At 37.7% G+C, this 12196-nt stretch carries 11 protein-coding genes; all 11 read left to right on the top strand.

Features of this window, described 5'->3' with window-relative positions:
• The first annotated feature begins 137 nt into the window (after window positions 1–137).
• Window positions 138–1418, top strand: a complete 1281-nt coding sequence (gene yfmF, locus KHA96_RS05060; protein WP_213128177.1) for an EF-P 5-aminopentanol modification-associated protein YfmF — start codon at window positions 138–140, stop codon at window positions 1416–1418.
• Window positions 1415–2704: an EF-P 5-aminopentanol modification-associated protein YfmH gene (yfmH, locus tag KHA96_RS05055; RefSeq protein ID WP_213128176.1), complete on the top strand. Its 1290-nt coding sequence runs from the start codon at window positions 1415–1417 to the stop codon at window positions 2702–2704. Before yfmF ends, yfmH begins: the two co-directional genes overlap by 4 nt.
• A gap of 48 nt (window positions 2705–2752) precedes the next feature.
• Window positions 2753–3475, top strand: coding sequence for an elongation factor P 5-aminopentanone reductase (gene ymfI, locus KHA96_RS05050; RefSeq protein WP_213128175.1), 723 nt, complete (start codon window positions 2753–2755; stop codon window positions 3473–3475).
• An 83-nt stretch (window positions 3476–3558) separates the two neighbouring features.
• Complete coding sequence (locus KHA96_RS05045) at window positions 3559–3816, top strand: DUF3243 domain-containing protein (protein WP_213128174.1); 258 nt, start codon at window positions 3559–3561, stop codon at window positions 3814–3816.
• Window positions 3817–4022: 206 nt separating this feature from the next.
• Window positions 4023–4811 (top strand): YmfK family protein, encoded by a 789-nt coding sequence (locus KHA96_RS05040; RefSeq protein WP_213128173.1) that lies wholly within the window; start codon window positions 4023–4025, stop codon window positions 4809–4811.
• Between the two features lie 9 nt (window positions 4812–4820).
• Window positions 4821–5711 carry a helix-turn-helix domain-containing protein gene (locus tag KHA96_RS05035; protein ID WP_349305680.1) on the top strand — a complete coding sequence of 297 codons (891 nt, stop codon included), beginning with the start codon at window positions 4821–4823 and terminating at the stop codon, window positions 5709–5711.
• A 68-nt stretch (window positions 5712–5779) separates the two neighbouring features.
• Window positions 5780–6358 (top strand): CDP-diacylglycerol--glycerol-3-phosphate 3-phosphatidyltransferase, encoded by a 579-nt coding sequence (gene pgsA, locus KHA96_RS05030; protein ID WP_213128171.1) that lies wholly within the window; start codon window positions 5780–5782, stop codon window positions 6356–6358.
• Window positions 6359–6384: 26 nt separating this feature from the next.
• On the top strand, window positions 6385–7623 hold the full coding sequence (locus KHA96_RS05025; protein ID WP_213128170.1) for a competence/damage-inducible protein A: 1239 nt from the start codon (window positions 6385–6387) through the stop codon (window positions 7621–7623).
• 415 nt (window positions 7624–8038) lie between these two features.
• Window positions 8039–9088, top strand: coding sequence for a recombinase RecA (recA, locus tag KHA96_RS05020; protein ID WP_213128169.1), 1050 nt, complete (start codon window positions 8039–8041; stop codon window positions 9086–9088).
• 247 nt (window positions 9089–9335) lie between these two features.
• On the top strand, window positions 9336–10901 hold the full coding sequence (rny, locus tag KHA96_RS05015) for a ribonuclease Y (RefSeq protein ID WP_213128168.1): 1566 nt from the start codon (window positions 9336–9338) through the stop codon (window positions 10899–10901).
• An 84-nt stretch (window positions 10902–10985) separates the two neighbouring features.
• Complete coding sequence (locus KHA96_RS05010) at window positions 10986–11780, top strand: TIGR00282 family metallophosphoesterase (protein WP_213128167.1); 795 nt, start codon at window positions 10986–10988, stop codon at window positions 11778–11780.
• The last annotated feature ends 416 nt before the right edge of the window (window positions 11781–12196 follow it).

Here is a 12196-nt window from a genome sequence, read left to right as displayed (position 1 = left end):
GATATAGTGTAGTCATAAACTATAAAGAGACATTGAATAGAACCATAATAATATTATGTAAAGTGGGGCAGGGTACAAAACATTTGTCTCACTTTCATATCAATTTTTGAAATATCGTGAGTATTGGAGGATCCCATATGGAACTTGTTAAGGAGCATTTAGTGGAAAAGTCTGGATTCACTCTTCATATCATTCCAACTGAAAAGTATAAAACAAATACAATTGTATGGAAAATGAAAGCACCTCTTGAAAATGAAACTGCTACATATCGGGCACTGCTGCCCAATGTTCTTCAAAGTAATTCGAAAAAATATAGTACTACAAGCGCATTTCGTTCATATTTGGATGAGCTTTATGGTGCTTCATTTTATACAGATGTAAGTAAAAAAGGCGAGTTCCATATTATATCTTTTACAATAGAAGTGGCCAACGAAAAATTCCTACAAGACAAGACACCACTTTTGCAAAGAGCAATTGAATTTTTAAGTGAAGTCCTACAAAATCCTAATGTAACAAATCATGAATTTGATGAAGCTACTATGCAGAAAGAAAAAAGAAGTTTAAAAAGACGGATTCAATCTTTATATGATGATAAAATGCGTTATGCCAGCGTCAGGCTAGTGGAAGAAATGTGTAAAGATGAACCTTATTCAATTCAAGCATCCGGCGAAGAAGATAAAGTTGATGAAATAACTGGTGCTGCTTTATTTGAATATTACAAACGTGCTTTTAAGGAAGATAAAATGGATCTTTACATTATTGGAGATATTGGGCTTAATGAAGTGGAAAATTTCTGTTCTGTATTTCAATATGAGGAACGTACGAATCCATCACATAAGAATTCACCGGAAAAAAATGTAACAAAGGTTAAGGAAGTAAGGGAAACTCAAGATCTTAATCAAGGAAAATTAAACATCGGTTGTCGAACAAATATCTCTTATGGAGATTCTGATTATTTCGCATTACAATTGTTTAATGGGATATTCGGTGGATTTCCACATTCAAAGTTGTTTATTAATGTACGTGAAAAAGAAAGTCTTGCTTATTATGCTGCTAGCAGAGTTGAGAGCCATAAAGGCTTATTAATGATTATGTCAGGAATAGAATCCGGAAATTATGAGAAAGCAGTTTCGATCATTAAAGAACAGTTAAAACTAATGAAAGAAGGCAGTTTCTCTGAAGAGGAAATATCTCAAACGAAGGCTGTCATTCAAAATCAATTTTTAGAAACAATTGATTCTGCAAGGGGTGTCATTGAAGTTTTTTATCATAACATCGTTGCCGGCACAGAAGTAGAATTTACTGATTGGATTGATAAAACGAACTCAACTACACGGGATGAAATTATCGCCGTTGCAAACAAAGTTACACTTGATACCATTTATTTTCTTTCCGGAATGGAAGGTGAGAATGTATGAAAACAATCGAATTTGATCAACTTCAAGAAACTCTCTATTATGAAAAATTGGATAATGGATTACAAGTATATATTCTACCGAAAATGGGTTTCAATAAAACATTCGCTACGTTTACGACTAACTATGGTTCCATAGATCATCAATTTAAGCCATTGAATAAAGACGAGTATATTCGGGTTCCGGATGGTATTGCCCATTTTTTAGAGCATAAAATGTTTGAAAAAGAACAAGGGGATGTGTTCCAGCAGTTTAGCAAACAAGGAGCATCTGCGAATGCATTTACTTCCTTTACGAGGACAGCTTATTTATTTTCAAGTACGAATGAAGTGGAAAAAAATTTAATTACATTGATGAATATGGTGCAAGAGCCTTATTTTACGGAAAAGTCAGTAGAAAAAGAGAAAGGCATTATCGGTCAGGAAATTAGAATGTATGATGATAATCCAGACTGGAGGCTATTTTTCGGGACAATCGAAAACATGTATCATTCTCACCCAGTAAAAATCGATATTGCTGGAACGGTTGAATCGATTTCACAAATCACGGCTGATCTTCTTTATGAATGCTATAATACGTTTTATCACCCGAGCAATATGTTGATGTTTTTAGTTGGGCCAGTGAATCCGGATGAAATGATAAACCTTATCCGTGAGAATCAATCAAAGAAACAATATAACGCTGCCTCAACAATACAACGATTTTTTGAGGAAGAACCAGAATCGGTTTATAATAAAAAGCAAGAATTAAAAATGAATGTGCAAACCCCTAAATGTTATGTAGGTGTGAAAGGGAAAAAAGTCGATCAAACGGGCAGAGATATGCTAAAACATGAACTTGCAATTAATATTATTTTTGAATTGCTATTCGGAAAAAGTTCGGATAACTATGAGGAACTAATTACGAGTGGTTTAATAGATGATACTTTTCAATATGACTATACGTTGGAGCGGGGATTTGGGTTTGCTTATGTCGGAAGTGATACGAAGGATCCAGATGTGCTTTCGGAGCGTTTGCAAACCATTTTATTAGAAGCTAAAGACGGCAAATATTTATCGGATGATGCATTACAACGGGCAAAGAAAAAGCGAATTGGTGGCTTTTTGCGCTCCATGAATTCTCCAGAGTTTATTGCAAATCAATTTACAAGATATGCATTTAATGGCATGGATCTATTTGATACAGTAGCGGTATTAGAAGAATTACACTTTGATTATATAAAGGATGCTGTCAAACAGTTCATTGCGGAAGATCGATTGACTGTTTGCCAAGTTGTTCCGAAAAAATAAAGAAGAAGGCCCGGAAAATACCGGGCTGTTTTTATGGGAGAAGAAAAAATGAAAAAGTATGCATTAATCACTGGAGCTAGCGGGGGAATAGGTGCAGCAACAGCGAGACGTTTAGCCCGCGCGGGATGGAATTTATATTTACACTATTATCAGAATGAAGAAAGAATAAATGATTTACTGACGGAACTTAAATCATTTGATATAGAGATGATTCCCATTTGCGCAGATCTTACGACCGAAAATGGTGTACATATAGTTTGTAATTCGATATTCAATCTTAATGCCATTGTGTATACAAGCGGTATTGCTCCATACGGATTATTTGTTGATTTAAGTGAACAAACGATTGATGAAATGTTGCAGATTCACGTAAAGAGCCCCTTAGTCATGGTACAGAAGCTACTGCCACAATTAATGAAAACACCTGAATCATCCATCGTACTAATTAGCTCTATTTGGGGGCAAACTGGCGCTGCATGCGAAGTAATGTATTCAACTGTTAAAGGTGCACAAATTGCCTTTATGAAAGCAATCGGCAAGGAAATAGCAAGATCAGGAACAAGAGTAAATTGTGTTGCTCCCGGTGCTGTAAAAACAAATATGCTAAGCGGCTTTTCGCAAGAAGAATTAGACATGCTTGAATCGGAAATACCTGTAGGGAGATTAGCTGAACCTGAAGAAATTTCAGATGTTATTTCCTTCTTGCTATCAAAGGAATCTTCGTATATTACAGGACAAGTGATTGGAGTAAATGGTGGCTGGTATACATAAAGGCCATACTAAAAATCCTGTATAATGTCAGTTTTCCAAGTGCATAATAACATCGAACGTTATATTCCAAAGGAGGAAATGGCATGTCAGTACTTGAAAATTGGGATCAGTGGAAAAATTTCCTTGGCGATCGTTTGGATAATGCCCAAGACCAAGGAATGTCACAGAAAGTAATCAACCAACTGGCACACCAAGTAGGCGATTATCTTGCAAATCAAGTAGACCCAAAAAACGAGCAAGAAAGAGTACTTTCTGACTTATGGTCTGTCGCTTCTGAAGAAGAGCAAAAAGCGATCGCAAGCATCATGGTGAAACTTGTCGAAAATAATAGTACACATTAGATAAATGTTTTGGGACTGTCTATTAAGCGGCTCGAATCCTAACTTAAATTGGATTTGCCCTTAATAATGGGACAGTCCTTTTCTATGCTTAAAAAAGACTTTTATATATACGTTTTTCTTTCATGTTTAATTAATTTCAGCTATGATATAATCGAGACAACTTTGATGAATATTATAAAATCGGCTATCTTCAAGGGGATGTTTGAATGGACAGAAAAGAATGGTATTTGGAATATGAAATTACAATCGATCGTCCAGGCTTACTTGGAGATATTTCGTCCTTATTGGGGATGCTCTCGATCAATATTGTAAGCATTAATGGAATTGATAGTGGGAGACGTGGCCTTTTAATACGTGCGAGTAGTAAAAATCAAATTTTACGCCTCGAATCTATATTAAAGACCGTAGAAACAATAAAAGTAACTAAAATTCGCGAACCGAAGCTTAGGGACCGTCTTGCAGTAAGGCATGGAAGATATATTCAACGGGATATGGATGATAAAAAAACATTTCGTTTTGTTCGTGATGAACTTGGACTTTTAGTCGATTTTATGGCTGAATTATTTAAACAAGAAGGTCATAAGCTTATCGGTATTAGAGGCATGCCGCGAGTAGGAAAAACAGAATCAGTCGTTGCATCAAGTGTTTGTGCCAATAAAAAGTGGCTTTTTGTATCATCTACTTTATTAAAGCAAACAATACGTAAAGAACTAATAAAAGATGAATACAATGCTGATAATATATTCATCCTCGATGGGATTGTGTCCAGAAGAAGAGCTGATGAACGCCATTGGCAATTAGTTAGGGAAATTATGAAACTTCCCGCAGTTAAAGTTATCGAACATCCCGACATTTTTGTCCAGCATTCTGAATTTTCGATGGAGGACTTCGATTATATTATCGAACTAAGAAATAATGATGAGGAAGAAATTACATATGAAATAGTGCAAGATCATAGTTTATTTACGGAACCAGACTTTGGTTTTGATTTTTAGGATTGGCAGGTGTTTTCATTGACAGAATTAGGGAGCCGACTTCGGATGGCTCGTGAAGAAAAAAGCATTACTTTAGATGAACTGCAAAACATTACGAGGATTCAAAAAAGATATCTTCTCGCTATAGAAGAAGGAAAATATGATATTATGCCCGGTAAATTTTATGCAAGGGCCTTTATCAAGCAATATGCAGAGGCTGTAGGACTAGAACCAGAGCTTCTATTTGAAGAACATAAAAACGAAATTCCTCTCGCATACGAAGAAAATTTAACTGAGCAGCTTTCCCGAACTCAAACTAGAAGATCAGTATCACCGAGCAGTTCCAAAGCTATGGAACTTTTTCCGAAAATAATTACAGCTATTTTTGTCCTCGCCTTACTAGTATTAATCTGGTTTTTAGTTACTAAATATATCGACTTTGGCGATAAATCAGGGGTAAATACCAATAATAATGGGGCTGTTGATATTAAAGAATCAGGTGAAGTTACGCAGCCAGCAAACGAGAAAGAGGATGAAACGCCACCTGCAGATGAAGGAAAAGAAGAGTCTGTTCCTGATGAAACAGTACAGCAGGAACTTACTATGGAAACTGTTAATGGTAATACGACTACGTATAACTTACTAAATGCGGATAAGTTTGAAGTGGAAGTGAAGGCTGCCTCTGATGGTGCAACGTGGGTAGAAATCACCAATAGCAAAAACGTTGTACTTTTCTCAGGTGAGCTAAAAGATGGAATAGGTCAAAAATTTGATCTTACTGATGATTCAAATGTATTCATTAGAGCTGGGAATACAACAAAAACCGAAATTTATGTAAATGAAGAATTATTAGAGTACGAATTGTCTCCAACAGAAAATATTGTACAAAATATCATTATTCAATTCCAAAAAAATGAATGAAGTATATACCGCCTTAAAGGCGGTTTTTTAAAAGATATATGTTCTATATGCTTGAGGAGGATTTTTTAATGAATTTACCGAATAAAATCACTGTAGCAAGAGTAATCTTAATCCCTATTTTTTTAATTTTAATGTTAGTTCCCTTTAACTGGGGAAAGGTGAGCATGCCTGGAACTGAGCTTGAATTGTCTCATTTAATCGGAGCTATTATTTTTATCATAGCTTCTGTGACTGATTGGATTGATGGATTTTACGCACGTAAGCTTAATTTAGTTACGAATCTAGGGAAATTTCTAGATCCACTTGCAGATAAGCTTCTTGTATCTGCCGCCTTCATTGTCCTAGTTGAAATGCAACTCGCACCATCATGGATCGTGATTGTTATTATCAGCAGGGAATTTGCTGTTACGGGACTAAGAATGATTTTATCAGGCCAAGGAGAAGTTGTTGCTGCGAATATGCTTGGAAAAATCAAAACTTGGACTCAAATTATTGCGATCTCACTTTTACTACTACATAATGTTTTTTTTGAAGCGATTGGAATTCCACTAGATACAATTGCTTTGTGGGTGGCCTTATTTTTTACAGTATGGTCAGGGTACGAATATTTTTATAAGAATCGGGCAATATTCAAACATTCAAAATAGAATTTAAGAGGGAAGGATTTGCATATATGAATGCAGAAATCATAGCGGTTGGAACAGAATTGTTATTAGGACAAATCGTAAACACAAACGCAAAGTTTCTTTCAGAACAGCTTGCTGAAATAGGGGTAAACGTTTATTATCATACCGTTGTAGGAGATAACCCTGTTCGGCTTGAAAAAGCTATTTTACATGCCGAAGAAAGAGCAGACTTAATTATTTTTACTGGGGGATTAGGTCCTACAAAGGATGATCTTACGAAGGAAACAATAGCTAAACATATTGGGACACATCTTGTCCTTGATGAAGATGCTATGCAAACCATTCTCTCATACTTTCAAAAAACAGGTCGCACGATGACAGAAAACAATAAAAAGCAAGCACTTGTCCTTGACGGAGCTAAGGTGCTTCCAAATGAACATGGAATGGCGCCGGGAATGTTTTTACATAATAAACCATACTCTTATATGCTTCTACCTGGACCGCCTCATGAAATGCAGCCGATGTTCCGTAAGTATGGCCGTTTAGCTATATTAGATCAATTAGAATCGCGTGAGAGAATAGAGTCTCGAGTTTTACGCTATTTTGGAATCGGAGAATCACAGCTTGAAGTAGAAATAGAAGATATTCTCGACTCACAAACAAACCCAACGGTAGCGCCACTTGCGGGAGATAATGAAGTAACATTACGAATAACCGCCAGGCATCATTCCGAGAGCGAAGCTCATAAAATGATTGATGCAATGGAACAAAAAGTAAATGATAGAGTTGGACAGTATTTTTATGGATATGACCAAACATCAATTATGAAAGAACTTCTGAAGATACTAGAAGAAAAGAAACTTACGATTGCATGCGCAGAAAGTTTGACCGGTGGACTCTTTCAATCTGAAATGACTTCGATAGTCGGTGTAAGTACAATGTTAATTGGAGGCATTGTCTGCTATTCTAATAATGCAAAAATAAAGTTATGTAATGTAAAAAAAGAAACGCTAGATCAATTTGGCGCGGTAAGTAAAGAATGCGCCATCGAATTAGCCGAAAATGTTAGAGGCATGTTAGGAACAAATATAGGCATTAGCTTTACTGGAGTGGCAGGTCCTGATTCATTAGAAGGCCATCCAGCAGGTACGGTATGGATTGGAATATCATTTGATAATAAACCAGCTAATGCTTATCTTCTTAACTTAGCAGGTTCTAGGAATGGCAATCAGAAGAGATCTGTTATGTATGGGTGTCATTATTTGCTGCAAGAATTTAAAAAATAGATCTTCCTTAAGAGGATGTCCTAAAAGTCTAACTTTTGGGACATCCTCTTTTTTGTATTATTCTTTAAACGCTTCCGCGGCGCAAACGGTGAGCCTCCTCGCTCCTGCGGGGTCTCACCTGTTCGCTTTCCCCGCAATAGTCCACGCTTTTCACTACAATCAACTCAGCGAAAAATAATAGTTTGAAATTTCATCCAAAAATAATAAAAAGTAGATTTTTAACGACAAGCCACTCAGAAAACAGTTTATTTCATTTACTAATTATATAAAATGGGCTATTTTTCCGTTTGAAAAATATCGAATAAATGTTCGCTTTTTGCTTGGCAAACTAAATAAAAACTTGTATACTTAAGTTAGCTTTTGATATGAACCACACTTTATTTAATAGAATATAAGTGTATAAGGAGGAAACTAAGTGAGTGATCGTCAGAAAGCATTAGATATGGCGTTAAAACAAATTGAAAAGCAGTTCGGTAAAGGATCTATTATGAAGCTTGGAGAGCAGACTGACCGGAGAATATCCACTGTTCCAAGCGGCTCATTAGCACTTGATGTAGCGTTAGGAGTTGGCGGCTATCCGCGTGGACGTGTAATAGAAATTTATGGACCGGAAAGCTCTGGTAAAACAACGGTAGCCCTTCATGCAATTGCAGAAGTGCAAGCAAACGGCGGCCAAGCTGCTTTTATCGACGCGGAGCATGCGCTCGATCCAGTTTATGCACAAAAATTGGGCGTTAACATTGATGAGTTGTTGCTTTCTCAGCCTGATACGGGTGAGCAGGCGCTTGAAATTGCGGAAGCACTTGTCCGAAGCGGTGCAATTGAAATAATCGTTATTGACTCAGTTGCAGCGTTAGTGCCCAAAGCTGAAATAGAAGGAGAAATGGGAGATTCACATGTAGGATTGCAGGCGCGCTTAATGTCCCAAGCTCTTCGTAAACTTTCAGGTGCGATCAACAAATCGAATACAATTGCTATTTTCATTAATCAAATTCGTGAAAAGGTTGGAGTTATGTTTGGAAATCCCGAGACAACTCCAGGAGGACGTGCATTGAAATTCTATTCCTCCGTACGTCTTGAAGTTCGCCGTGCTGAACAGCTAAAGCTAGGTCAAGATATTGTTGGGAATAAGACGAAAGTAAAAGTAGTCAAAAATAAAGTAGCTCCGCCATTCCGAGTGGCTGAAGTAGATATTATGTACGGTGAAGGTATATCCCGCGAGGGCGAAATCATTGATATGGGATCTGAACTTGATATTGTTCAAAAGAGTGGTTCTTGGTACTCCTATAATGAAGAGCGCCTTGGGCAAGGACGGGAAAATGCAAAGCAATTCTTAAAAGAAAACCCTGAAATTCGAAATGAAATTATGTTCAAAATTCGTGAGCACTACGGATTGGATAAAGAAAAAATTGCCCCAGAAGAAGAGGTAGACCCGCAGGAAGAATTTAGTTTATTAAATGATTAATAAGTTTAAAAAGCAGAGCCATGGTGCTTTGCTTTTTTCTCTTAATTTCAAGATATTCAAAAAGCTATTCATAAAATGAACATCCCTTGACAATGAAACGCCACAACTATAAAATTAACATGTATATTTTACATTTTTTTCGCATGAAAATTTTGAGCTTGGCTCAGTATATTGAAACCTATGTAACAATGTACCAGCCGACATGTTAAAAACATGATACAAGTTAATAGCAAGAGGGGGTGAATTTATGGGTACTACGATCATAATCATCATCTCCACTTTGCTTAGCCTTATCGTCGGTGTAGTTGTTGGCTATTTCATCTTTAAAACATTTGCTCAAGCAAAAATAACAGGTGCTAGAGGTTCTGCGGAGTTAATATTGGAAGACGCAAAGCGTGAAGCGGAATCTATGAAAAAAGAAGCTCTGTTAGAAGCGAAGGATGAAAATCATAAACTTCGAACTGAAACTGAACGTGAACTTCGGGATAGAAGAACCGAATTGCAAAAACAAGAAAACCGCTTATTGCAAAAGGAGGAGAACCTCGACCGGAAAGACGAAACCCTTGACAAGCGCGAAAACGTGCTTGAAAAGAAAGAGGAATCTCTTAATGAAAGACAACAACATATTGAAGAGATGGAAAGCAAAGTGGATGAGATGATCCGCAAGCAGAAAAGTGAGCTAGAACGCATTTCAGGCTTGACTCGTGATGAGGCAAAATCAATCATTTTATCAGGTGTTGAAAAGGAATTAGCACATGAATCGGCACTTATGATAAAAGAAAGTGAAATGCGAGCAAAGGAAGAAGCGGATAAGAAAGCTAAGAATATTCTATCTCTTGCCATTCAACGTTGTGCAGCGGAGCATGTAGCTGAAACAACAGTATCCGTCGTCAATCTGCCTAACGATGAAATGAAAGGTCGGATTATTGGTCGTGAAGGCCGAAATATTCGGACGCTTGAAACATTGACAGGGATAGATCTCATCATAGATGATACACCAGAAGCGGTCATACTTTCCGGTTTTGATCCAATCAGGAGGGAAACTGCTCGGATTGCGTTGGAGAAACTTGTTCAAGATGGTCGGATCCATCCAGCACGCATTGAAGAGATGGTTGATAAAGCAAGACGGGAAGTGGATGAACACATTCGTGAGATTGGTGAACAAACGACATTCGAAGTGGGAGTTCACGGATTGCATCCTGACTTAATCAAAATTCTTGGGCGACTGAAATACCGGACAAGCTATGGGCAAAATGTTCTCAAACATTCCATGGAAGTTGCCTTTCTATCAGGTCTCTTAGCGGCAGAGTTGGGAGAGGATGAAACTCTCGCCCGCCGTGCAGGTCTGCTTCATGATATTGGAAAAGCCATTGACCATGAAGTGGAAGGAAGCCACGTTGAAATTGGTATTGAGCTTGCTACTAAGTATAAAGAGCATGCCGTTGTCATTAATAGTATTGCTTCTCACCATGGAGACACAGAGCCTACATCTGTTATTTCAGTTCTAGTAGCTGCTGCAGATGCTCTATCAGCCGCACGACCAGGGGCTAGAAGTGAAACGCTAGAAAATTATATAAGGCGCCTTGAAAAATTGGAGGAAATTTCCGAGTCGTATGATGGGGTAGAGAAGTCATTTGCGATCCAAGCCGGTAGAGAAGTTCGTATAATAGTAAAACCAGAACAAATCAATGACTTGGAAGCACATAGACTAGCTCGTGATATCCGTAAGAGAATTGAGGATGACCTCGATTATCCAGGACATATCAAAGTAACCGTCATTCGTGAAACAAGGGCTGTTGAATATGCAAAATAAGCAGTGTGATCTCACACTGCTTTTTTGTGTCTATAATGATAAAATATATAAATAGATGGAACTTAACTGTAGAAAGGGATATATATGGACATTTTATTCGTTGGCGATGTAGTAGGATCGCCTGGTAGGGAAATGATTAAAGAACATCTTCCCGCATTAAAAAGAAAATACCATCCTCAACTAACCATAGTGAATGGAGAAAATGCTGCTGGTGGAAGAGGGATAACTGAACAAATTTATAAGCAATTTTTAGAAGCAGGCGCAAATGCTGTAACTCTCGGAAATCATGCTTGGGACAACAAAGATATCTTTGAGTTTATTGATACTGCAAAATACTTAGTAAGGCCAGCTAACTTCCCAGATAATACACCTGGAAATGGTTTGGTTTTTATTAGAATGAATTCTCTTGAGGTTGCAATCATTAACCTGCAAGGGAGGACTTTTATGCCTCCTCTTGATTGCCCTTTTAAAAAGGTGGATGAACTCATAGCAATCGCAAAAAAACGAACAAATATTATTTTTGTTGATTTCCATGCAGAAGCGACAAGTGAGAAACAAGCAATGGGTTGGTATGTAGATGGGAAAGTATCAGCGGTAATCGGTACACATACACATGTGCAAACAGCGGATCACCGCATTCTCCCAAATGGAACAGCGTATATGACGGATGTCGGGATGACAGGACCATATGACGGAATCTTAGGGATGGAGAGAGAAGCGGTGATAAAAAAATTCATAACAGCTCTGCCTTCCCGCTTTGAGGTGCCAAAGACCGGAAGAAAACAGCTTAGTGCATGTTTGATCAATGTCGATAATCAATCTGGAAAAGCATTAAATATAAAAACAATTCTAATCAATGATGATCAGCCAATGTTTTAAGAATAAATAAAATCCATATTTTTGTAGATAAAAAAATATTAATTTTATTTAGGTCTGTATATTGAAGTTTAACCTTGAATGTCTAGCTCCAGCATCAGCCCCCCCTCAATGTTATAAACGAGTGGCAATAAAGTCAAAATGCAGATTTTTTTCCTCAGAACATTTGCTTGTCGCGGGCCCCCAGAACGCAGATAGGAAGGAGTTGCGACTTAAAGGGAAGTACTAGTGCAGGCGAAGCGACAGGACGGTCGCTTCCGCTGAGCCTGCAACAGGTGGTTGCGTCATTAACCTTCCTTATATTTCGGGCACCTTCTGCTTTTCCGCTCTTGCCATGTTTCCTTTATCACAAGACTTGGGCCAATAAGGAATGTCGACTAATTGCCGCCACATCCTTGGCGAAGTCGACAGACCTACAT

The sequence above is a fragment of the Bacillus sp. FJAT-49711 genome (assembly GCF_018343715.1).
Taxonomy (GTDB): domain Bacteria; phylum Bacillota; class Bacilli; order Bacillales; family Bacillaceae_C; genus Lederbergia.
The sequence above is the reverse complement of the archived record's forward strand: the minus strand, read 5'-3'. Positions and strand labels throughout refer to the sequence as shown.

Coding starts and splice junctions, on each gene's coding strand:
- ymfI (WP_213128175.1), top strand. CDS start 2,753: ATGAAAAAGTATGCATTAATCACTGGAGCTAGCGGGGGAATAGGTGCA.
- rny (WP_213128168.1), top strand. CDS start 9,336: ATGGGTACTACGATCATAATCATCATCTCCACTTTGCTTAGCCTTATC.
- yfmF (WP_213128177.1), top strand. CDS start 138: ATGGAACTTGTTAAGGAGCATTTAGTGGAAAAGTCTGGATTCACTCTT.
- yfmH (WP_213128176.1), top strand. CDS start 1,415: ATGAAAACAATCGAATTTGATCAACTTCAAGAAACTCTCTATTATGAA.
- pgsA (WP_213128171.1), top strand. CDS start 5,780: ATGAATTTACCGAATAAAATCACTGTAGCAAGAGTAATCTTAATCCCT.
- KHA96_RS05045 (WP_213128174.1), top strand. CDS start 3,559: ATGTCAGTACTTGAAAATTGGGATCAGTGGAAAAATTTCCTTGGCGAT.
- KHA96_RS05040 (WP_213128173.1), top strand. CDS start 4,023: ATGGACAGAAAAGAATGGTATTTGGAATATGAAATTACAATCGATCGT.
- KHA96_RS05025 (WP_213128170.1), top strand. CDS start 6,385: ATGAATGCAGAAATCATAGCGGTTGGAACAGAATTGTTATTAGGACAA.
- KHA96_RS05010 (WP_213128167.1), top strand. CDS start 10,986: ATGGACATTTTATTCGTTGGCGATGTAGTAGGATCGCCTGGTAGGGAA.